Annotated in this window: 22 protein-coding genes; 9 read left to right on the forward strand and 13 right to left on the reverse strand. The window is 72.9% G+C overall.

From position 1 onward, the window contains the following. Positions 1–148 precede the first annotated feature (148 nt). Positions 149–616, reverse strand: a complete 468-nt coding sequence (locus ACZ5OX_RS28290; protein WP_449790262.1) for a MarR family winged helix-turn-helix transcriptional regulator — start codon at positions 614–616, stop codon at positions 149–151. Positions 617–968: 352 nt separating this feature from the next. On the opposite strand from ACZ5OX_RS28290, the gene ACZ5OX_RS28295 reads away from it, so the two are divergent. The 3 genes from ACZ5OX_RS28295 (at position 969) to ACZ5OX_RS28305 (ending at position 3399) form a co-directional block, all read left to right on the forward strand. Further along, a complete protein-coding gene (locus ACZ5OX_RS28295) occupies positions 969–1559 on the forward strand; it encodes a lytic polysaccharide monooxygenase auxiliary activity family 9 protein (protein ID WP_449790263.1) in 591 nt (196 codons plus the stop codon). Between the two features lie 235 nt (positions 1560–1794). Next, the gene (locus ACZ5OX_RS28300; RefSeq protein WP_465633982.1) at positions 1795–2892 is read left to right on the forward strand and encodes a baeRF3 domain-containing protein; all 1098 of its coding nucleotides are present in this window, start codon (positions 1795–1797) and stop codon (positions 2890–2892) included. Between the two features lie 336 nt (positions 2893–3228). Then, entirely contained in the window at positions 3229–3399 is a 171-nt protein-coding gene (locus ACZ5OX_RS28305) for a hypothetical protein (protein WP_392883381.1), read from the forward strand. An 89-nt stretch (positions 3400–3488) separates the two neighbouring features. Here ACZ5OX_RS28305 and ACZ5OX_RS28310 read toward each other — a convergent pair whose 3' ends face one another. Then, positions 3489–6377 carry an ATP-binding protein gene (locus ACZ5OX_RS28310; protein ID WP_465633984.1) on the reverse strand — a complete coding sequence of 963 codons (2889 nt, stop codon included), beginning with the start codon at positions 6375–6377 and terminating at the stop codon, positions 3489–3491. Between the two features lie 311 nt (positions 6378–6688). Beyond that, positions 6689–7066, reverse strand: coding sequence for a recombinase family protein (locus ACZ5OX_RS28315; RefSeq protein ID WP_465633986.1), 378 nt, complete (start codon positions 7064–7066; stop codon positions 6689–6691). Between the two features lie 290 nt (positions 7067–7356). On the opposite strand from ACZ5OX_RS28315, the gene ACZ5OX_RS28320 reads away from it, so the two are divergent. Beyond that, positions 7357–8418: an alpha/beta fold hydrolase gene (locus tag ACZ5OX_RS28320; RefSeq protein ID WP_465633988.1), complete on the forward strand. Its 1062-nt coding sequence runs from the start codon at positions 7357–7359 to the stop codon at positions 8416–8418. Between the two features lie 182 nt (positions 8419–8600). On the opposite strand, the gene ACZ5OX_RS28325 is transcribed toward ACZ5OX_RS28320, so the two are convergent. Both ACZ5OX_RS28325 and ACZ5OX_RS28330 read right to left on the reverse strand, forming a co-directional pair. Continuing rightward, positions 8601–9224 carry an RICIN domain-containing protein gene (locus ACZ5OX_RS28325; RefSeq protein ID WP_465633990.1) on the reverse strand — a complete coding sequence of 208 codons (624 nt, stop codon included), beginning with the start codon at positions 9222–9224 and terminating at the stop codon, positions 8601–8603. An 83-nt stretch (positions 9225–9307) separates the two neighbouring features. Beyond that, entirely contained in the window at positions 9308–9949 is a 642-nt protein-coding gene (locus tag ACZ5OX_RS28330) for a ricin-type beta-trefoil lectin domain protein (protein ID WP_465633992.1), read from the reverse strand. Positions 9950–10064: 115 nt separating this feature from the next. On the opposite strand from ACZ5OX_RS28330, the gene ACZ5OX_RS28335 reads away from it, so the two are divergent. The 3 genes from ACZ5OX_RS28335 (at position 10065) to ACZ5OX_RS28345 (ending at position 11467) form a co-directional block, all read left to right on the forward strand. Further along, on the forward strand, positions 10065–10310 hold the full coding sequence (locus ACZ5OX_RS28335; protein ID WP_465633994.1) for a hypothetical protein: 246 nt from the start codon (positions 10065–10067) through the stop codon (positions 10308–10310). Positions 10311–10457: 147 nt separating this feature from the next. Next, positions 10458–11120, forward strand: a complete 663-nt coding sequence (locus tag ACZ5OX_RS28340) for a hypothetical protein (protein ID WP_465633996.1) — start codon at positions 10458–10460, stop codon at positions 11118–11120. Then, positions 11117–11467, forward strand: coding sequence for a winged helix-turn-helix domain-containing protein (locus ACZ5OX_RS28345; RefSeq protein WP_465633998.1), 351 nt, complete (start codon positions 11117–11119; stop codon positions 11465–11467). The genes ACZ5OX_RS28340 and ACZ5OX_RS28345 overlap by 4 nt, the downstream gene beginning before the upstream one ends. Before the next feature lie 405 nt (positions 11468–11872). On the opposite strand, the gene ACZ5OX_RS28350 is transcribed toward ACZ5OX_RS28345, so the two are convergent. After that, positions 11873–13252 carry a hypothetical protein gene (locus ACZ5OX_RS28350; RefSeq protein WP_465634000.1) on the reverse strand — a complete coding sequence of 460 codons (1380 nt, stop codon included), beginning with the start codon at positions 13250–13252 and terminating at the stop codon, positions 11873–11875. 382 nt (positions 13253–13634) lie between these two features. Between ACZ5OX_RS28350 and ACZ5OX_RS28355 the strand changes: the two genes are divergently transcribed. Then, positions 13635–14105: an NUDIX hydrolase gene (locus ACZ5OX_RS28355; protein ID WP_465634001.1), complete on the forward strand. Its 471-nt coding sequence runs from the start codon at positions 13635–13637 to the stop codon at positions 14103–14105. A gap of 84 nt (positions 14106–14189) precedes the next feature. Here the strand turns inward: ACZ5OX_RS28355 and ACZ5OX_RS28360 are convergent, their stop codons facing one another. The 4 genes from ACZ5OX_RS28360 to ACZ5OX_RS28375 all read right to left on the reverse strand — a co-directional run bounded on the left by ACZ5OX_RS28360 (position 14190) and on the right by ACZ5OX_RS28375 (position 17252). Next, on the reverse strand, positions 14190–15362 hold the full coding sequence (locus ACZ5OX_RS28360) for a methyltransferase domain-containing protein (protein WP_465634003.1): 1173 nt from the start codon (positions 15360–15362) through the stop codon (positions 14190–14192). Positions 15363–15365: 3 nt separating this feature from the next. Next, positions 15366–15524 (reverse strand): hypothetical protein, encoded by a 159-nt coding sequence (locus tag ACZ5OX_RS28365; RefSeq protein WP_402404013.1) that lies wholly within the window; start codon positions 15522–15524, stop codon positions 15366–15368. A gap of 136 nt (positions 15525–15660) precedes the next feature. Next, a complete protein-coding gene (locus ACZ5OX_RS28370) occupies positions 15661–16503 on the reverse strand; it encodes a helix-turn-helix domain-containing protein (RefSeq protein ID WP_465634004.1) in 843 nt (280 codons plus the stop codon). Beyond that, positions 16500–17252 carry a DUF6879 family protein gene (locus ACZ5OX_RS28375; RefSeq protein ID WP_465634006.1) on the reverse strand — a complete coding sequence of 251 codons (753 nt, stop codon included), beginning with the start codon at positions 17250–17252 and terminating at the stop codon, positions 16500–16502. Before ACZ5OX_RS28375 ends, ACZ5OX_RS28370 begins: the two co-directional genes overlap by 4 nt. A gap of 1151 nt (positions 17253–18403) precedes the next feature. Here ACZ5OX_RS28375 and ACZ5OX_RS28380 point away from each other — a divergent pair. Further along, positions 18404–18856: an RICIN domain-containing protein gene (locus ACZ5OX_RS28380; RefSeq protein ID WP_465634189.1), complete on the forward strand. Its 453-nt coding sequence runs from the start codon at positions 18404–18406 to the stop codon at positions 18854–18856. A gap of 167 nt (positions 18857–19023) precedes the next feature. Here the strand turns inward: ACZ5OX_RS28380 and ACZ5OX_RS28385 are convergent, their stop codons facing one another. The 3 genes from ACZ5OX_RS28385 to ACZ5OX_RS28395 form a co-directional block, all read right to left on the reverse strand. Beyond that, a complete protein-coding gene (locus ACZ5OX_RS28385; protein WP_465634008.1) occupies positions 19024–19215 on the reverse strand; it encodes a DUF397 domain-containing protein in 192 nt (63 codons plus the stop codon). Positions 19216–19338: 123 nt separating this feature from the next. Then, complete coding sequence (locus tag ACZ5OX_RS28390) at positions 19339–19530, reverse strand: DUF397 domain-containing protein (RefSeq protein ID WP_465634010.1); 192 nt, start codon at positions 19528–19530, stop codon at positions 19339–19341. A 36-nt stretch (positions 19531–19566) separates the two neighbouring features. Continuing rightward, complete coding sequence (locus tag ACZ5OX_RS28395) at positions 19567–19938, reverse strand: DUF397 domain-containing protein (RefSeq protein ID WP_465634011.1); 372 nt, start codon at positions 19936–19938, stop codon at positions 19567–19569. Between the last annotated feature and the right edge of the window lie 8 nt (positions 19939–19946).

The following is a 19946-nucleotide window of genomic DNA, read 5'->3' on the forward strand; positions in this document are numbered from 1 at the left end:
CATCCAAATCCGCGCTGGAAGCGAGGCACCCCCACCAATCTTCTCCCCCCCCCACCCCCCCCCCCCCCCCCCCCCCCCCCCCCCCCCCCCCCCCCCCCCCCCCCCCCCCCCCCCCGGGCCCGGGGGAGCGGTGCTGTCGGCGGAGGCCCTAGCGGGCCGGCGAGGCGGCGTCCACGGCCTCGACCGCCCTGACCAGCGAGGTCAGCTCGGGGTTGCGGGCGGCCTCGTCGAGCGCCTCGCGCAGGGCGGCGTCGTTGGTCGGCCGGGCCCGCTCCAGGAGCTTCAGGCCGTCCTCGCTCACGTTGGTGTAGATGCCTCGGCGGTCGGTCGGGCACAGGTAGCGCGACAGCAGGCCACGGTCCTCCAGTCGGGTGACCAGGCGGGTGGTGGCGCTCTGGCTGAGGACGACCGCGTCGGCGACCTGCTTCATCTGCAGGTGCCCGCCCACGCCGTCGTGCTGGCGGCTGAGGACGTCGAGCAGCGAGTACTCCCGCACGCTCAGGTCGTGCTCGGCCTGCAGGGCACGTTCGATGTGCGACTCGATCCTGCCGTGCAGGAGGGACAGGGCGCCCCAGCCGTTGGCGAGGGCGGTGAGCGCGGGGTCCGTGGCGGTCATGGGGCCCGGCCTCCTTCCAGGTGTGGCTGGGTACAGGATAAGCCATGATTTGAAATATCGGCTAGAGCCTGTATAGCGCTTGTGCAAATAATTCTCGCGCCGGACCCGCGCCGCACCCGTACCGGTCCGGGCCGGGTGTCGAGTGTGGGATGCCGCTCGGCGCCCGGTATCCACGGGGCTTTGGCGCAAATGGTTCAGACCATTGACGCGCGGGGAAGGCAGCTCCTACGGTGTCGGGCAACCGGTCTGGCGCGGGCATGCCATATCTCGGCGGGCCGCCGTGCGCACCCCCACGCGCACGCGCACGCCCCGCGCCGGGCGCACACTCCATCCACCCCCACGGAGGAGCACCATGCGCAAGCGCCACCTGATCGCCGCCGCCGCGGCCGCGATCACCCTGCCGATCGCGGCGGCCCTGCCGGCCCAGTCGCACGGCTTCATCAACCTGCCGCCGAGCCGTTCCGCGCTCTGCGGCGCCAACGCCGTCCCGTGGGACTGCGGCGACATCCAGTGGGAGCCGCAGAGCGTCGAGGGCCCCAAGGGCTTCCCGAGCCGCGGCCCGGCGGACGGCACCATCTGCGCCGGCGGCGACGCCCGCTGGGCCCCGCTGGACAACCCCCGGGGCGGCGCCTGGCCGACCACCAGGGTGACGGCGGGCCAGCAGCTCACCTTCACCTGGGAGATCGAGGCCCGGCACTCCACCACGAACTTCAAGTACTACCTGACCAAGCCCGGCTACGACGCGAGCCAGCCGATCACCCGCTCCGCCCTGGACCTGACCCCGTTCCTGACCGTCCCCTACAACGGCCGCCAGCCCGCCGCCACCACCACCCACACCGCGACCCTGCCCACCGGCCGCACCGGCCACCAGGTGATCGTCGCCGTCTGGGAGATCGCCGACACCGCCAACGCCTTCTACTCCTGCACCGACGTCCAGTTCTGACGGCCCCGACCGTCGCGTCCCGTCGCGCCCCGCCGACGCCGCCGCCCGACCCCGGACGGCGCCGGCGGGCCGCCGCCCGCGGTCGCAGGCCCCGGGGCGCCCGGCCCAGGTCGTGCGCGCGCCGCAGAAGCCGTAAATGGGTACATTGACGACATTTGGCAGCAGTGCCCAGCGCCCAGTGCCCAGGCTTCGCGCGTCCACGAAAGAAGGCCGACCGCCTTCGGAAAGGGTCTCCATGCGCCCCGACCTCAGCCCCGCCGTCCTCGCCGAGCTGCGCCGGCCGCGGCCCTACCCGGCGGTGTCGATCCTGATGCCCACGCACCGCCGGGAGCCGGACAACGCCCAGGACCCGGTCCGGCTGCGCAACCTGCTGGCCGAGGCGAAGGAGCGCGTCCAGGCCGACCCGAAGGTCTCCCGCGCCGAGCGGATCGACGTGCTGGAGCAGCTCGACCGGGCCCTCGCGGAGGTCGACCTGGTGCACGCCGAGGACGGCCTGGCCATCTTCGCCGCGCCCGGCGAGCACCAGGTCTGGTCACTCGGTCGCACCGCCCCCGCCCGGGTGGTCCTGTCCGACACCTACCTCACCCGCAACCTGGTCGCCGCGCACGCCGCCGAGCGCCCGTTCTGGGTGCTCGCGGTCGCCGCCGACAAGGTGGTGCTGTGGGGCGGCACCGAGGAGCGGGTCGCCGAGCACAAGGGCAACGGCTTCCCGCTGGTGCGCGTCTTCGACAACCCCGACCCCGAACGGCAGGAGCAGATCGGCGACACCCCCAGCACCTTCCGCGACGAGGCGACCAAGACCTTCCTGCGCCAGGCCGACACCGAGGTCGGCAAGCTGCTGGCCGCCGCTCCCCGCCCGCTGTACGTGGTCGGCGAGGCCGCCGCGCTCGCCCTGCTGGACGCCGTCGGCCCGATCGCCAAGGAGTCCACCGCGCAGCTCCCGCACGGCGGCCTGGCCCAGGCCGACGCCGAGACCGTCCGCAAGGTCGTCGAGCCCGCCGTGCGCGCCCAGGCCGAGCGCGAGGTCACCGAACACTTCGCCCAGCTCGACAAGGCCCGCGGCGCCCAGCAGTTCGCGGCCGGCCTGGACGAGGTCTGGCAGACCGTCGGCGAGGGCCGGATCGCCCGCCTGGTGGTCGAGGAGAACTACCGCGCCACCGTGCGCGACGACGGCGAGCACCTGGTGCCCGCCGAGGCCGACCAGGAAGGCGCCCGCGAGGACATCGTCGACGAGGTGATCGAGCGCACCCTGGACACCGGCGGCGAGATCGGCTTCGTCCCCGACGGCACCCTCGCCGACTCCGGCCGGATCGCCGCCGTCCTGCGCTACTGACCCCGCTGACCCGCCCTCAACCCACCCGCGCCGCGGCCGCCCCTCCCCGGTGCGCAGCCGCACCGTCCCCGCCGACCGGGCCGCCCCGATCGCCACCGAGGCCCGCGCCCCGGACGCCTGACCCACCCCCAGCGGACACCCCGCGGCCCCGTACCGTCCCCGGGCGGTACGGGGCCGCGGCGCGCCGCGGGGGAGCGGAAACGGCGGGTACCCAGGATCGCGGGTACCCAGCGTTCGGTACGGGATTGGGTAGCGGTACGCATTGATCCCACCCCGGCCCGGCCGGTTTCCTGGAACCCGCCCCAGCCGACGACCCTCACCCCCCAGGAGGTCGCCATGACCCGCCGCGAGCGCCTTCGCCTCTACGCCGACGAGCACTTCACCGCCCCCGACCCCGGGCTGGTCCTGCCCGCCCGCCGCAGCAGCGGCCTGCGCCGCCCGGGCCTGGCCCGACTGGCCCGGCTCTCCCGGCTGGTCGAGCGCTCCGGGCACCACCAGCACGGCTGACCCGGACCGGGTCCCGCCCCCTTGAGGGAGCGGGGCGGGACCCATTTTCCCAGGCGGCGTCAGGCAGCGTCAGGTGGTGTCGGATGGCGTCAGGTGGCGTCGTCCTCGGCCGCCAGCGCCTCACCCAGCCCCGCCCGCCCCACCCCGAGCTTGCGCAGCGCACCGGCCACATGGTGCTCGACCGTACGGGTCGACAGGAACAGCGCCCGCGCGATGTCCTGGTTCGCCGCCCCCTGCGCGGCCAGCGCCGCCACCTGCCGCTCACGCGGCGACAGCCGCTCGCCGTAGCCGCGCCGCCCCGGCGAGGCCGCCCGGCCCAGGCCCAGCTCCCGCCGCAGCCGCTGGCAGCGGGCCGCGTCCGAGGCCGCCCCCAGCGCCAGGTACGCCCGCTCCGCGGCGGCGATCCGCTCCCCGGCCGCCGCCCGGTCCACCCCCGCCGCCACGGTCGCCGCCCGCTCCGCGGCCCGCGCCGCCTCGTACGGGCGCCCGATCTCCTGCCAGAGCCCGCCCGAGCGGACGAACTGCGCGCCCGCGCCCGCCGGATCCCCGTCCGCCAGCAGCAGGCCACGGGCGAAGGCCAGCGCCGCCAGCGCGGCCGGCGCGTCCCGCCCCTCCAGGTGCGCCGCCGCCTGCCCGGCCAACTCCCCGGCCCCCGCCCGGTCGCCGTCCGCCAGCAGTACCTCCACCGCCACCGGCAGCAACTCCGCCGCCCGCGGCCACGCCCCGGCCAGCCGCAGCGCCGCCAGCGCCGGCTCCAGCGTGGCCGCCGCCCGCGCCACGTCCCCCTCCGCCAACTGCAGCGCCGCCAGCCCCGCCGCCGCCCGCAGCGCCCCGGTCACCTGGGACTCCCGCTCCCCGTACGGGCCCGCCTCCGCGAAGTGGGCGTGCGCCACCGCGAGCCGGCCGCGCGCCGCCGCCAGCCGGCCCAGCAGCAGCGCCTGCTCGACCCCGGCCATCGCGAGGTCGGGGAACTCCGCGCCCAGCGCGGCCAGCCGCTCCTCCAGCCCCTCCCACTGCCCGGCCAGGCCGTCCAACCGCACCAGCGCGATCCGGCTGTAGCACTCCAGATACGGGATCGCCGCCTGCCGGGCCAGCCGTCGGCTCTCCTCCAACAGCCGCGCCGCCCGCCGGTCGTGGCCCAGCTCGACGGCGATCTCACCCGCGTTGTACAGCGCGCGGGTGGTCTGCCGGACGATCTCCGGCCGCCGCGAACTGCGCGGCAGCTCCTCCAGCCGTTCCCACACCGACGGGTCGCCCTCGCGCGCCAGGAACGTCAGCCGGGTCGCCCGTACGGCCGCCGCGACCTCTTCGTCCGGGTGCGCGGCCAGCGTCCGCTCGGCCCGCTCCAGCCACTGCCAGGCGCGCTCCCCGGCGCCGTCGCGCTCGTTCATGGCCAGCGCCACCATCGCCCTGGCCGCCCGGCCCGGACGCTCCTCCAACTCCTCCAGGGACTCCTCCATCCGGTCGAAACCGGCCCGGTCCCCGCCGTGCACGGCCATCAGGAAGCCCAGCGAGAGCCGGATCTCGCCGCGGTCCGGCACCGGCAGCCGCGGGTCGGCGATGATCGCCGTCAGCACCGCCGCACTGGCCACCGAGTCCACGCCGTCGGCGGCGATCCGCGCCAGCGCCAGCGCCGCCCGCCCGCGCCGGTGCGGATCGAGGTCGGGCTCGTCCAGCAGCCGGCGCAGCAGCGCCCCCGCGCTGCCGCTGTCCCCGAGCGCGACCGCCTGGTCCGCGGCCGCCTCGGCCACCTCCTGCCACGCAGCCCGGTCGCCCAGCGCCAGGGTGTGGTGGGCGATCTGTACCAGCGGCCTCGGCTCGCGCGCGCCCAGCGCCGCCACCGCCCGCCGGTGCAGCGCGGTGCGCCGCGGCCCGGGCAGCCGGCGGTACGCCACCTGCTGTGCCAGCACGTGCCGGAAGCCGTAGTGGGCCAGCGGCCGCTCGTGGAGCAGCGCCGCCCGCAGCGCCTCGGTCAGGCCGTCCGCCGCGGCCTGCGCCTCCAGGCCGGCCACCGCGGCCAGCAGGTCCTCCCCGGCCGGCACGCCGAGCACCGCGGCCGCGGAGGCGATCGCGGCGGCGTCCGGGGACAGCGCCGCCAGCCGCTCGGTGACGGCGTCGTGCAGGCCGCGCGGCACCTCGGACTGCTCCAGGTCGGCGGCCAGGTCCGCGGCGTTGGTCAGCGCCCCGGCGCCGCGCCGCTCGCACAGCGTGATCAGGTCCTCCTCGGCGACCAGCGGCAGGCCCTCGCTGCGGTCGAACAGCACCCGGGCGAGCGCCGGCGTCGCGCGCGGGCCGAGCGCCGCCCGCGCCAGCTCGTCGACCTCGGCCTCGGCGAGCGGGGCCAGGCGCACCAGCGCGCCGCCCACCCCGGCCGGACGCCGGTAGGCGGCGCCGAGCACCGGGGTGTCCGGCGGCAGGTCCTCGGCCCGGTAGGTGAGCACCAGGGCCAGCCCCGCCGGCACGTCCCGTGCCAGCAGCAGGAGCAGCTCCCGGGTGGCGTCGTCCACCCAGTGCAGGTCCTCGACGACCAGCACCGTCTCGCCGAGCGCGCCCAGCAGCGCCCGTACGGCCTGCACGAGCAGCCGCAGTCCCGGCGTCCCGTCACCGGCGGCCGCGGGCAGCGGCGGCAGCCGGTCGGCGAGGTCGGGCAGCAGCGGACGCAGCGCCCCGGCACTGGCCGGGATGCGGTCGGCGGGCGGCAGGAACGGGCCGACGCCGCGCAGCGCGTCCACCACCGGGCCGAAGGCCAGCGGCTCGCGCAGCGGGTGGCAGAAGCCGGTCAGCACCCGGCGGCCCGCCGCGGCGGCGTCGGCGGCGGCCTCGGCCACCAGCCGGGACTTGCCGAGACCGGCCTCGCCCTCGACCAGGACGACGGCGGGCGGGTGGAGCATCGCCCGGGTGAGACGCTCCAGTTCGGGGCGGCGCCCGACGAACGCGAATCCGGCACCGGGCGATCCCGGCTCGACGGGCCGGCTCACGGCCGTCCGGTCGGTCCGGGTGCGCGGCGCTCGCCGAGGAGGATTGCGAAGGCCATGGGGCCCATCATGCCGTGACGGCTCCCGGCCGTGGCTGCCGGGGCGCCGTCGCGGTACGGGCGGTGCGGGGGTGTGCGGGTGGTGTGTCCGGACGGTGTGTGCGGGGGGCGTGTTCAGGCGGTTTCGCTCAGGCGCTCTCGTTCGGGCGGTCGCGTTCGGGTGGTTTCGTCCGGGTGGTCTCGTTCGGCCGGTTTCGTTCGGGCGGCTTCGTTCGGACGGTGCGGGCGGGCCGTTCGCTCAGGCGGGCCGTCCGCTCAGGCGGTGCAGGCGGGGGCCGGCCGCCGGTGCGGCCGGGCGGCGCGGTCGGGCAGTTCGAGCACCGTGCAGCCCAGCGCCTCCAGCCGGCGCACGGTCGCCCGGGCACTGCGGTCGTCCAGGGAGAAGACGAACGGGCCGGGTACCAGCACCACGTTCACCCAGCCCTGCCCGGCCCGCTCCAGCAGCCGCTCCAGGGCGGGGCACCGGTCGCCGGAGCGCACCCCGTCGTCCAGGAACGCGGCGGGCACCGGCAGGCCGCGCTGGCGGGCCAGGCGCTCCAACGCGGCGCGCTGGTACTCCAGGCCCGCCGCGTCGGCGGGGTAGCAGCGCAGGTACAGCGCGGGGCGGGACGGGCGGACGGAGTGGTCGAGCATGTCGTTCACCTGACCTGTTCGGTGAGGAGTGCGACGGGCCTGGGGGAGCCCGTCCACTCCAGCAGGCCTCGGTGAACGGTGCGGAATCAATGGCGGTCGCCACCCAATCGTGCGAGCGCCGGGCAGGCTGCGGCGCGCCCCACCGGCCCCGGGCGCCCCTGTGTTCCCGGCCGCCCCGAGTTCCTCGGGTGCCCCGGGCGCCCCCTGCGGCACGTGTCGGCGGCGCGGGACGTTGACGCGGTGTCAACCCACCGGCCCGAACGGCACATTCGCACGACGGAGGAAACGGCATGATCGACAGGCGCACCTTCACCAGGGCCGTCGGACTCGGCGCGGGCACCACCGCGCTGTCCCTGGCCGCGCTGCCCCAGGCCGCCGGGGCGGCACCGGCCGGTACCCCCGCGCCGGCCGGTGCCCCCTCCGGTGCCCCCGTCCCCGCGGCCCGGACGGGCTTCGCCCGCCTGGCCCAGGTCCGCGCCGGCCTCCTCGACGTCGGCTACGCCGAGGACGGACCGGCCGACGGCCCCGCCGTCATCTGCCTGCACGGCTGGCCGTACGACATCCACAGCTACGTCGACGCCGCCCCGCTGCTCGCCGCCCAGGGCTACCGCGTGATCGTCCCGTACCTGCGCGGCCACGGCAGCACCCGCTTCCTGTCGGACCGTACGATGCGCAACGCCCAGCAGTCCGCCGTCGCCCTGGACGTGCTCGCCCTGATGGACGCGCTGGGCATCAGGCGGGCCGTGCTGGCCGGCTTCGACTGGGGCTCGCGCACCGCCGACATCATCGCCGCGCTGTGGCCGGAGCGGGTCAAAGCCCTGGTCTCGGTCAGCGGCTACCTCATCACCGACGTCGAGATGCAGAAGCAGCCGCTGGCCCCGGCCGCCGAGCACACCTGGTGGTACCAGTTCTACTTCGCCACCGAGCGCGGGCGCGCGGCCATGGAGAACCGGGACAAGCGCCGCGAGCTGTGCCGCCTGGTGTGGCAGCAGGTCTCACCGACCTGGGCCTTCGACGACGCGCTCTTCGACCGGAGCGCCGCCGCCTTCGACAACCCGGACTACGCGGCGATCGTCATCCACAACTACCGCTGGCGCCTCGGCCTGGCCGACGGCGAGCGCCGCTACGACCGGCTGGAGCGCAGGCTCGCCGCCCGCCCGAAGATCGCCGTTCCCACCGTCACCCTCGACCCCGGCCGCGACCCCTTCACCGCGCCCGGCGACGGTTCCACCTACCGCGACTTCTTCACCGGCCCGTACCTCCACCGCGCCCTGCCCGAGGTCGGCCACAACGTCCCCCAGGAGGCCCCGGAGGCCTTCGTCCGGGCCGTCCTGGACGCCGACCGCCTCTGACGGGCGGTGGTGCGGCGGTGGTGCGGCGGTGGTGCGGGGGCGAGTCCCGCGGCTTCGTGGGGGTCCGTGGGGGAGAAGCCGCGAGACTCGGTCACCGGGAGCCGGTCACCTGGCGCCGCCGGCCGGCCGTCCGGCGAGCACGCGTCCGGCGGTCACGCGTCCGGCGGTCACGCGTCCGGCGGTCACCCGGAGGCCGTCCACCGCTGCTCGGAACCGCCCGTGCAGGGCCACTGGATGACCGGGGCGCCCGGCGTCGTGCTCGAACCGCCGACCGCGGCGCACAGGTTGCTCGCCCGGTTCCTGATCTGCGCGAAGCCCGTGTCCGGGTTCGAGCCGAAGTACCAGGTCTGCTCCGGCCCCTTGTCGCAGCCGTACTGGATCAGCTGGACGCCCGCGTTCGGCGAACTCGCCGGATCGGCCAGGCACTTGCCGCTGTTCTTGTTCACGATCTCGTAGCCGCCGCCGGAGTTCGGCATCGGGTAGAGGCCCCAGTACTGCTCGGCGCCGCCGTAGCAGGACCACTGGATGATCCCCGCCCCGCCCGCCGTGCTCCCGGCCCCGACCGACAGGCAGTGCTGGCTGTTGAGGTTCCAGAGCTCCACGATCTCCCCGTCCCTGACCGAGGGGGAGGAGGTTCCGCTGCCCTGCTGCGCCGCGCTCGGCGTCACGTTCGACGCCGACGCCGACGCCGACGCCGAGGCCGGCGTCATCCCTGCGGCGAACGCGAGCGCGGCGGCGAGCCCGACGGCCGCCGTGCCGAGCCTCGTCCGGGTGCGTGCCGCCGTGCCGTGGTGGGCGATTCCCATCGGGTGTTCCCTCCGTGTCGAGACGTCATGGCCACCGGTGTCGGCGTGGACGGCGTGGTCACCGGCCGTCCGCGCCGGGGGCGTCACGCGGTGCGGATGTCCCACCACTGCTGGGACTGGAAGTTCTTGCCCCACAGCTGGGTGCGGGCGCCGTCGCCGGCCACGTTGATGTCGCGGTCCAGCACGGTGTTGTTGCCGTTGTTGTAGCGGTAGTTGTAGATGGCCAGGTCCCCGGAGGGGTGGTACCACTTCTGCTGGGTGGTGCCGTTGCACTGCCACAGCTGCACCCGGGTGCCGTTGGCGCCGCCGCCGTTGGTGTCGGCGTCCAGGCACATGCCCGGGAACCGCACGTTCTGCAGGCTACCGTCGGTGGACAGGTACCACTCCTGCTGGGTGGTGCCGTTGCACCCCCACACCTGGACCCGGGTGCCGTTGCCGCCGGCGGTGGCGTCGGCGTCCAGGCACTGGCCCGGGGTCCCCTGGTACAGGCTGTAGATCCGGACGTAGAGGCCCGCGGTGAGGGCGCCCGCCCGGGTGCCGGGCGTCTGGCCCTGGCTCCAGGCCACGTGGCCGGCCTGGCCGGCCTGGCCGGCGGCCTCGGCGGTCTGGGTGGTCTGGGTGATCTGGGCGGACTGCGCGGCCTGGGCGGAAGCCGCGCCGGTGGCGCCGACGATGAGGGCTGCCGCGGCGGCCACGACGGCGGCCGGCTTCTTGTGAGCGATCACGGGTCCCGGATTCCTCTCGGGGCTGGGCGGTTCGGTGAATCCAGCAAACGCCACGCCGATCGACCGGTCGAATGATTCGATGGTTTTCGAAGAGGCTGGCGAAGGGGGAGCGTCTGTGATCCGCATCCGCCTGGGGGCTCGGGGGCTGGGGGGCGTCAGGTTCGCGGTCTCACCGGTGGGCGCGGCCAAGGACCTGCTCCGCCTCGTCGGCTTCAGCCCCGGCACCCTGACCCCGCAGTGGCGGACCAGGGCCACGGACGCGCTGGCCCGCCACCGGCTCGGGCTGCTCGCCGTCGTCGGCGCAGGCGGCCCCCTCGGGTACGCCCCGGACTTCATCCGGCCGGAGCCGCGAGCCACGTAGCAGACGTCCCATCCTGGACGGCCACGGCCGATCTCCTTGACGAAGCGTCATGACACCGATGTGGAGGGCTTCTTCGGCGCGCCCACTTTCGCTGGATCGGCAACAGATCTCTGGACGCAATCAGTTTGTCATGCAAACCTTGTGGGCGTGACGACTCACCCCGCCCCCTCCTCGAACCACCCCCGCGACCTCCTGACGATGAAGCGGGCCCTGGCCCGGCACATCCACCGTGAGCAGCGCGGCGCCTGGTTCGCCCTCCTCGTCTTCGCCGCCGTGCGCCTCGGCGCCGCACCGGTGGTCCGCTACGGCCAAGGCGACCACAACGGCGGCCTGCCGCCGGCCATGTGGTACTGGCCGGTGGCGTTACTCCTCGCCTACGCCGCGATCAGCTGGTTCTACGTGCGGCGCTCCGCCAGGCTCGGCCTGGGCACCCGGGTCGGACCGTACCTGGCGCTGGGCATCACCCTGGTCGTGCTCATCACCGGCTACGTGGCGTGGACGGCACTGGACCCGGGGTTCCTCGCCGACCTCCGCGGGCCGTCGCCCTTCGCCCCGATCCTCGACAACCCGGTGGTGAGCCCGGCCGGCACGATCGGCCTGGCGCTGCTGCTGCTCGCCCGGATCGAGCGCAGCTGGCTGCTCCTCGCCATCGCCTGCGGGTACCTTGGCTCCATGATCAGCACCGGCGACCTTCCCGACCCCTCGCCGTGGGGCGGCCTCCCGCACATCCTGCTGGAGGGGGGAGTGCTGCTGCTCGGCGGCGTCGGCCTCGCCCTGCTGCAGGCGGGCAGGGGGCGGTCGGCCGCATGAGCGAACACCCCACCAACGGCCTCGACGACATCGTGCACCAGCGCGTCCGCCTGGGCATCCTCGCGGTGACCAAGGAGGCCCGGCAGGTGGAGTTCACGTTCCTCCGCAGCACGCTCGGGCTCACCGCCGGGAACCTTTCCCAGCACCTCGGGGTCCTGGAGAAGGCGGGACTGGTCACGATCGACAAGGGCTACGAAGGCAAGCGGGCCCGCACCTGGATCCAGCTCACCAAGGCGGGCAAGAAGGCCCTGAGCGAGGAGATCGCGGCGCTCAAGGCCCTGATCCAGCAGCTCGAAGGCACGGGCGGCGCCGCCCCCGGCCCCGCGGCCGCCCCCGCCCCGGGCTGAGCCCCCGACCGCACGAGCCGCCGTACGCGACTGCGACTGCGCCCCGCCGGGCAGCGACTCGGCGGGGCGCAGCGATCAGGAAGTCGGCCCGGCCGACTTCCCACTCCGATCAGTGCGGCGCCGGCACGGGGTTGTCCGGGCTGTCCAGCCACACCGTCTGCCCGTCGGGCGTGACGGTGAGCCCGAACCGGAGGCCTCAGAAGCGCTGAGCGGCGTGACCAGCCTCACCGAACGCCGCCGTCACGGGAGTTGAGGAACTCCCGTGACGGATCGCGCTGGACGGGGAGCCGGTCATCCGGGACGCGGAAGCGGTCGCGAAACACCTGGCGCCCGGGCGCGGCCCGTGCCGATTCTGGTGGCAGTGGTTACTGCACTTCGCTGCCGCACTCAGCCGCGACCGATCGCCTACCAGGGTTCGTGCTCGTCGTGGTGACAGTGCCTCTCGTGTTTGATGGTGGTGGGGTCGGTGGCGGTGTGGATGGCAGTGTCGCCGCCTCCTGTGACGGTGACTCTGTTGGTGACCTCGCGGGCTGTGTCGCGGTCGCAGGAGACCCTGACCTTGAGGGTGATGGGCGGGTAGCTGCTGCCTGCTGTCAGGACGTCGCTGCGCGTGCACGTGAGGGTGGCTAGGGTGCAGTTCCATCCGGCGCCAGCGATGCGGCCAGCGGTGAGTCCTGGCGGGAGGGTGTCGGTCACGGTGACCGTGCTGCCATCGGTGGCGCCAGGCCCGGTGTTGCCGACCTCGATGGTGTAGGTCCCCCGCTTGCCCTGGACGAATTCCCCGGTGTGGGTTTTGGCGATGGTCAAGGAAGGGGTGACCACCGTGTAGGAGATGATCACCTGACCGTTCTTGTTCGCCGTCCCGATGCTCGAGTCCGCATAGGCCGTCCCGGTGCCCGTCGGAGTGGCGAAGCTGCTGCCTCCGCCACCACCGCCACCACCCGCGCGGCCGAAACCGCTGTTGCCGGGGGCGGAGGCGCCGCCCCCGCCGCCGCCGAAGTAGCCTCCGCCTCCGCCTCCCCCCGCCCCGGCGGCTACGCAGTTGCCGCCGGTGTTGTGACCGCCGGTGCCGCCGGTGCCGACCGTGGTGCCGGTGAAGCCGCTTCCTGGGTCACCTGCGGTCGGCGTGCAGCCTCCACTGGGGGTGCCCGCCGCACCGCCGGCGCCGCCGGTCGCGGTGCCGGTGCTGCCGCCCAGCCCGCCGGATCCCGGCGAACCATCGCCATCGAATGCTCCGGTGGTGCCGGCGGTGGCGTCCAGTGGGCCGCCGTTGCCCCCGTTTCCCCCCGCAACTGTGCCGGAGAAGGGGGCGCCGCCGGCTGCGCCACCGCCGCCGGCGACGACAAGGAGGCTGGTGCCGGTGCTGACGCTGGACGCCCCGCCCCCTCCGGAACCTCTCCGGAACTGGCCCGTGGGTTGGCTCGAGGTGCCGCCCGCGCCGCCGCCGTTGTATCCGGCAGCGCCGGTTCCGTTGCAGCCGGCGGTGCCGGTGCCGCCGACGTTGACGGTGAAGGTCGTCGGGGCACTGGTTGGCGGCAGTGTGGTGACGACGCGTCCCCCCGTCCCCCCGGTCCCGGTGAATCCGCAGACGGTGCCGGTGTTGTCGGCGCCGCCGGCGCCGTCCGCGGTGATGGTGACGATCGCGTTCGCGGGGACGGTGAGGGGCTGCGGGGTCCCGGTGAAGCCGAAGGTGACCGATGGATCAGTTCCTCGTACCCCGGTGGCCGGCTTGGTCCCCGCTGGTGCGGAGGTCGCGGGTGTCAGTGCGGTGCCGGACAACGCCACGCACAGTCCCGCCACGACCCCTGCCCGCCGCCACTGTTCACGAGTGCCGACGCCTGTGCGGGCTCGGCTTCGTCCTGCCCTCACCCCGGTGGGAGGGTGTTGTGGGGCGTGATGTCTGACCACTGATGTCTCCTGACGTCCTGGATTGAGGTGAGGCCGCTCTCCATCGTGCGGCAGCGCGGCAGGTCACACCCCAGCTGATCACCTATTGTGATTAGATATGTACGACAAGTGATGGAAGTGGGAGGGGCTCGGACCTGGTGACGTGTCATCCAGGTCGGGGGTCCGAGCTGGTCTCGGGCTCCACCGAATGGCTGACGTCAGGTCAGGGCGTTCCGTCCGGTGCGACTGTGCTTCTGAGGCTTCCGGTTCGGGGTGACGTTTGGACCGCGTCGACTACGAGATGCCCGACGGCAGGAAGGAGGAGTTCTGCCTCAAGCGCGAGCGCCCGGCCGGCGCCGTGCTCGCCCTCACCTCCGACCAGCACGTCATCCTCGCCCGCCAGTACCGCCCGGGCCCCGACCGCGTGCTGCACGAACTCCCGGGCGGCTACGTCGAACCCGGGGAGTCCGCGGCGGACGCCATCGCCCGTGAGCTGCTGGAGGAGACCGGCTACCAGGGAGACGTGCGCGAGGTCGGGTCGTACTGGCTCGACGCGTACGCCGACACTTGCCGCTACGCCTTCGTCGCCACCGACTGCGTCAAGGTCAGCGAACCGCGGCCGGAGCGCACCGAGTTCATCGACGTGGTCACACTCGACCTGGCGGAGTTCCGCACCCGGGTGCTCCGCGCGGGGGAGATGACCGACACCGCCGCGGCCTACCTCGCCCTCGACCACCTGCGGCTCCTGTAGCCGGGGAGCAGCGGGCGAGCCAGCCAAAGCAGTAAGGCGCTTGGTGCGGAGTGGGAAGTCGGTCCGGCCGACTTCCCACTCCGATCAGTGCGGCGCCGGTACGGGCTCGTCCGGGCTGTCCAGCCACACCGTCTGCCCGTCGGGCGTGACGGTGAGCCCGAACCGGTCGAAGCCGGGGCGCCCCCGGCGGCGCCACCAGCGCCAGGCCGCCTCCACCTCGTCCCAGAGCCTTCGGGGGCCGGACTGCACCACCTCGTAGGCGCGCCGGTCGGGCTCCCAGTCGGCGCTGGCCCAGGACGTGACGGCCGTGTCGTGGAGCCACAGCGTGTACGTGCCGTCGGCGTACCGCTCGGTCAGCGGGAACGCGTCGGGCACCTGCACGCCGATGGCGAACATGGCCAGCCACCCGCCGATCTCGTCCGGCGACAGCGGCGTCGACGACTTCGTGCCGTCGGCCGGCCACGGCCCGGACAGATACTCCGGACTGCCGGGCCGTACGGTCCGCTGCTGGCGCAACCGCATGAACGCGGACGACCCGACGAACCGGCCGCTCGCCGTGCCGTCGGCGCCGACCGTGAGCCGGACGACGGCCTCCCCGCCGTACTCGGGCGCCCACGGGGCGACGATCACGGCGCCGGGCCGGGACTGCTCGATCCAGGCGTACGGAATCCGGCGGACCGAACAGGTGGCGATCACCCGGTCGAACGGCGGGCCGCCGGCGACGCCCTTCGACCCGTCGCCCACCACGAGCCGGGGCTCGTACCCGGCCCGCGCGAGCCGGAACCGCGCGGCGGCCGCGCTGTCCCCGTCCACCTCGACCGAGACCACGTTCCCGGCCCCGACACGATGGGAGAGGAGAGCGGCGTTCCACCCGGTGCCGGTGCCGATCTCCAGCACCCGGTCCCCGTCCGCCACGCCCAGCGCGGCGAGCATGGAGAACACCATGGTCGGCATGGAGTTGGACGAGGTGGGCACGGTGCCACGGCCGTCCCCGCCGTGCACGCCGTCGTCCCACTGCGTGGTGAGCGGCACGTCGGAATAGACGGCGTTCAACCACCCGTCCGGATCGGCGAAGCGGTGCACGGACTCGCCCTGCCGCACCCCGTCCGCCCGGCCCGGCCAGACCAGGTCAGGGACGAACCAGTGGCGCGGAACGGCGTGGTAGGAGGGCAGCCAGCCCGGGGCGAGGGCCCCGTTCGCGATGAGCGCGGAGGCCAACCGGGCCCGGCCGGCCTCCACTTCGTGCCGGTCGCTCATCCGTCAGCGCCCGGACGCCGGGCCGGCGCCGTCCGAGGTGTTCCCGCCCTCGTCGCTGCCGCCGCCACCGTGCTTGTTGCCGCTGTTGGAGTCGTCCTGCTGGCCGCCGCCCTGGCCGTTGCCCTGGCCGCCACCGTGCTTGCCACCGTCGAACATCGGCATGTGCTTCCCCTTCGCTGTCGTTCAACTCCCGTGGTTGTCACGGGCGCTGGTGAGGACGTTAGGGGCTTTCGCGTCGAGGTCGGGCGCGTGATTCGCGGGTATTCGAGCTGCCGGGCTTGAGGCTCGCGGGGATTCCTCACACGTCCCCGAGAGCCCTGCGGCACCGCGTGATGACCCGGTGGGCGTCGGCGCCGTAGACGGCGGAGTCGGCCAGCGTGTCCCAGATTCTTTGGTACAGCGCCACGTTGTCGGGTTGGTCGAGCCAGAGTTCGGCGTGCCAGTCCTCGACGATGACGAGCCGGTCGTCGTGGATCCAGAAGCCGTTGGCCGGCGGCAACCTGAGCGACGCCTCGAACGGGACGATGCCCAGGGAGACGGTGTCCAGGCCGATGACGCCGCTGAGCCGGTCGAGTTGGGCGGCCATCACGGTTGGGGGGCAGATCAGACTGCGCAGGGCCGATTCCCACATGACGATGTGGTACTTCCGGCCCGGTCGGTACAGGCTCTCCTGTCGTTGGACGCGGGCTCGTACGGCGTCTTCGATGTCGCGTGGTGACCGGTGGAGGTCGACGTATGCGCTGAAGACGTGCCGGGCGTAGTCGGGTGTCTGGAGTATGCCGACGATCATGGCGCCTTCCCACGCGCGCATGACCGTCGAGCGGTTGTGTTCGGCGGTCAGCGTGTCCTGTACCGGCTTGTGCCCGGCGGCCAACTGCCGCCGCCAGGAGCGGGTCCCTGATTCGAAGGCGCGCAGTCTGGCCGACAGCTCGGCTGCTGCCTGGGGCTGCCCGGCGCCTTCGGCCCAGGCTTTGAGGTCGTCGTGGGTAGCCGTCTGCCGGCCGGTCTCCAGCTTGCTGACCTTGGATTGCGTCCAGCCCAGCCGGTCGGCCAGTTGCCGACCCGTGAGACCGCCCCCGGCGCGCAGCTCACGGAGCCGCAGACCGAGGGCGATCCTGGCTTGCTGGAAGTCGGTGCTCACGTGTCGGACGGTACCCCAGCGGCGAACTCGCGGTGCGGGGTGGCGTAGTGCCAGGCGGCGTCCCGTTCCTGGCAGGCGCGGGCCACCTTCACTGGGTCGGTGATCACCTCGATCTCGGTGATGTCGTCGTCGGCGTCGAAGTGCAGCAGGGCGAGGTAGCGCGAGTCGAACAGCCAGGCGTCCTCCGCCGGGAGGCCGAGCCGGTCGGCGTCGGCACGCCAGAGGTACCGGATGTCCTCGCCGACCAGGCCGTTCCGCTCGGAGTTGTTGAGCAGGTACCGCTGCCCGACGGTGGGCGGGTTGTCCATGATGCGCACTCGCTCGAACCGCTTGCCCAGGGCCGCCTGTTCGCGACGTGAGCGGCACCAGGGGTGGTCCAGGTCCCAATCGGGGGCCAGGCCGGTGACGAACTGCCGGTAGGTCTCGGACTCCTCGTCCGAGCGGTAGCGGCGGCGGGTCTCCAATCGGAAGGCCGTGTGCTGGAAGGTCGTGAACATCTCCTCGAACTCGTCGTAGCTGACCAGCACGCGCTCTCGGTTCACGTCACGCGGCGCGAAGTCGGCGAGCAGCGTGCGCGGCACGGTCACGAATCCTTCGCTGGGCTTGACGTTGCGGAGTTGGGCGATCTCGCCGGGATCGGTCAACAGGTCTCCCTGCACGATCACCTCCCCGGTCTCCGCGTCCTCGTAGAGCGTCGGGCATCCGTTCTGCCCCGAGTTGCTTCCGATGTACCGCAGTCGTCGGCTCATGGGCACTCCCCTCGAAGTCGATCATGCTGACTCAGGATGCCCGGAGGGTCACATGGAGTGAGCGAAGATTCTCGAATATTCTCCTGAGGCGGCCGATGGATTCGCCCAACCCGGAGACCGAGGCGCAGATCTGGTGAGACATGGAACTGGTCACCGACCCGTTGGAGGTCCTTCGCGCCTGCCAGGCCGGCGACGCGGTCTGGCACCACGCGGTGCGCTACACGGAGTTCCGGGCTCAGGTGGCTTCCGCCATGTGAGCGCTGACTTTCAGCAGGCACGGATTGCTCTCGGTGTCCGGATGCGCGAACTCCGCACTGAGGCGGTTCGTTCGGCCGCTTTCTGGCTGCGTTGTTGGGTTGGCCGCAGTTCAAGGCCGCCGCAAGTCGGCATGGTCTTCCTGTCGGCGGGCCCTTGCGGAGTGCAAGGGCCCGCCGGGCGACGGGCCATGCTCCGCTCCCTGGCGCCGGGGGCGGCGCCAGGCGTGACGGGGTTGGAGCGGTTCGGTGAGGTGTCTGCGCAGGAAGTCGGGCGGGCCGACTTCCTGCGCGAAGGGGGCCGGGAGGGTTCAGGCGTGGTGGTCGAATTCGCCGGCCTTGATGCCGTGGAGACCAGTGACAGGGGCAAACCGGTGCGTTGGCGCTTCACGATCGTCACACCAGCAGCCTGCACAGCTGCCCACATGAGATGTCTTCCACGACGCTTCCGCCCCATTGTGGCGGGACGGAATTGTTGTCTCACGGGCGAACCCGAGGCCGGAGTCCGACGACCGGTCCTGCTCATGGTTCCGGTTGCGGGCCCGATAGCCGCAATCGATAGTGGACACGGTGGCCATATGGCGCGCGCCGGATTGTGGGCCACGCCACCGGCCGGCCTTGTGCCATTGGTCGTCCTGGTCTGGCGACAATGGCGGGGCCCTTGGCAGGGAGCCACTTCGCCCCGAAACCGAGGCGGCGAACACGGCCAGCTGATCCGCTCCGATCGCGGTAGTGTCCGCCCCCCTGAGCCAGCAAGCCTTCGTGGTCGACACCGGCAGCGTGGGGCCGCACATGAGACCGTCTCCACCCTCCCGGAATCACGAGAGGAGCACCCTTATGACCAAGAATACTCTGGCACGTCTTCTGGCGGCGTCGGCTCTTGTGGCCGGGGGCTCGATGCTGATCCCCAACCCCGCGGTTGCACAGACAGGCTTCCACGTCGTCAACATGGCAACGGGCAAGTGCGCGACCGTCGCCGGAGGGGTCTCCACTGACAACAACGTCCCCCTCGTTCAGTACAACTGCGACAACGACTCCTCGCGGCACTGGTATCTCAGCAACTGGAGCAACAACACCTTCCAGCTCGTCAACGCGAAGACGGGCAAGTGCGCGACCGTCGCCGGAGGGGTCTCCACTGACAACAACGTCGCCCTCGTTCAGTACAACTGCGACAACGACTCCTCGCGACGCTGGCGCCTCAGCAACGGGAACGGCAGCTCCTACCAGTTCGTCAACGTGAAGACGGGCAAGTGCGCGACCGTCGCCGGAGGGGTCTCCGCCGACAACAACGTCCCCCTCGTTCAGTACAACTGCGACAACGACCGTTCGCGCCGCTGGGAGCGGGTGTAAGAAGCCGAAAGACAGGGCCTCTGGTTTTGGAGCCACCAGTAGGCCCTGTTTCGCTGTCCTACGCCCGTGCACCGGTTGATCACGCGTCACCCTCGTAGGACAACGGCTTATGCCTCCCGGGGGAGTCGGCCCCCTCGCGCAAGCATGCGCGAGGGGGCCGGGAGGGTTCAGGCGTGGTGGTCGAACTCGCAGGCTTTGATGCCGTGGAGGAGGGCGGCGAGGGTGGTGGGGGTGGTGCGGAGGGTGAGGTGGCCCTCGTCGGACTCGCGGAGTTCGACTGCGCCGCTGACCGTGCGGACCTCCAGGCACTCGTTGTTTGCGGCACTGTAGCTGGACTTCTGCCACGCGGTGTCGGTCATCTGTGCCTCCGGGGGAGTTGGCCCCTCGCGCTGAGTCAGGCGCGAGGGGCGGTGGAGACGAGGTGGTTGCGCAGGAAGTCGGGCAGGCCGACTTCCTGCGCAAAGGGGGGAGGCTGCAAGGGTTCAGGTGTGGTGGTCGAATTCGCAGGCTTTGATGCCGTGGAGGAGGGCGGCGAGGGTGGTGGGGGTGGTGCGGAGGGTGAGGTGGCCTTCGTCGGACTCGCGGAGTTCGATCCTCCCGGCGGCCGAACGGACCTCCACGCAGTTCTCGACGTTGCCGCTGAAGGAGGACTTCTGCCAATCGGCGTCGGTCATGTCGGGCCTTTCATAGGTTCTGTGCGATCTTGTGGATCAAGTCACGAGAGTTGGTCTCGCGGGGGAGTCGGCCCCTCGTGCTGAGTCAGGCGTGAGGGGCGGTGGATGCGAGGCGGTGAGGCGGGTGGTTGCGCAGGAAGTCGGGCGGGCCGACTTCCTGCGCAAGGGGGGCTGCAAGGGTTCAGGCATGGTGGTCGAATCGCCGGCTTTGACGCCGTGGAGGAGGGCGGCGAGGGTGGTGGGGGTGGTGCGGAGGATGGTGTGGCCTTCGTCGGACTCGCGGAGTTCGACCGCCCCGTTGATGGCGCGAACCTCCACACACTCGCTCGAAGCCCCGCTGTAGCTGGACTTCTGCCACTTGGTGTCGGTCATCTGTACCTCCGGAGGAGTCGGCCCCTCGCGCAGCATGCGCGAGG

It is taken from the genome of Kitasatospora sp. NPDC032121 (assembly GCF_055580145.1).

Excerpts from the sequence above, each read along its gene's own strand:
- ACZ5OX_RS28345 (WP_465633998.1), top strand. The coding sequence starts at position 11,117 with ATGAGCGAACACCCCACCAACGGCCTCGACGACATCGTGCACCAGCGC.
- ACZ5OX_RS28380 (WP_465634189.1), top strand. The coding sequence starts at position 18,404 with ATGCTGATCCCCAACCCCGCGGTTGCACAGACAGGCTTCCACGTCGTC.
- ACZ5OX_RS28320 (WP_465633988.1), top strand. The coding sequence starts at position 7,357 with ATGATCGACAGGCGCACCTTCACCAGGGCCGTCGGACTCGGCGCGGGC.
- ACZ5OX_RS28375 (WP_465634006.1), bottom strand. The coding sequence starts at position 17,252 with ATGAGCCGACGACTGCGGTACATCGGAAGCAACTCGGGGCAGAACGGA.
- ACZ5OX_RS28390 (WP_465634010.1), bottom strand. The coding sequence starts at position 19,530 with ATGACCGACGCCGATTGGCAGAAGTCCTCCTTCAGCGGCAACGTCGAG.
- ACZ5OX_RS28360 (WP_465634003.1), bottom strand. The coding sequence starts at position 15,362 with ATGAGCGACCGGCACGAAGTGGAGGCCGGCCGGGCCCGGTTGGCCTCC.
- ACZ5OX_RS28325 (WP_465633990.1), bottom strand. The coding sequence starts at position 9,224 with ATGGGAATCGCCCACCACGGCACGGCGGCACGCACCCGGACGAGGCTC.
- ACZ5OX_RS28305 (WP_392883381.1), top strand. The coding sequence starts at position 3,229 with ATGACCCGCCGCGAGCGCCTTCGCCTCTACGCCGACGAGCACTTCACC.
- ACZ5OX_RS28365 (WP_402404013.1), bottom strand. The coding sequence starts at position 15,524 with ATGCCGATGTTCGACGGTGGCAAGCACGGTGGCGGCCAGGGCAACGGC.
- ACZ5OX_RS28385 (WP_465634008.1), bottom strand. The coding sequence starts at position 19,215 with ATGACCGACACCGCGTGGCAGAAGTCCAGCTACAGTGCCGCAAACAAC.
- ACZ5OX_RS28315 (WP_465633986.1), bottom strand. The coding sequence starts at position 7,066 with ATGCTCGACCACTCCGTCCGCCCGTCCCGCCCCGCGCTGTACCTGCGC.
- ACZ5OX_RS28295 (WP_449790263.1), top strand. The coding sequence starts at position 969 with ATGCGCAAGCGCCACCTGATCGCCGCCGCCGCGGCCGCGATCACCCTG.
- ACZ5OX_RS28290 (WP_449790262.1), bottom strand. The coding sequence starts at position 616 with ATGACCGCCACGGACCCCGCGCTCACCGCCCTCGCCAACGGCTGGGGC.
- ACZ5OX_RS28300 (WP_465633982.1), top strand. The coding sequence starts at position 1,795 with ATGCGCCCCGACCTCAGCCCCGCCGTCCTCGCCGAGCTGCGCCGGCCG.
- ACZ5OX_RS28395 (WP_465634011.1), bottom strand. The coding sequence starts at position 19,938 with ATGCTGCGCGAGGGGCCGACTCCTCCGGAGGTACAGATGACCGACACC.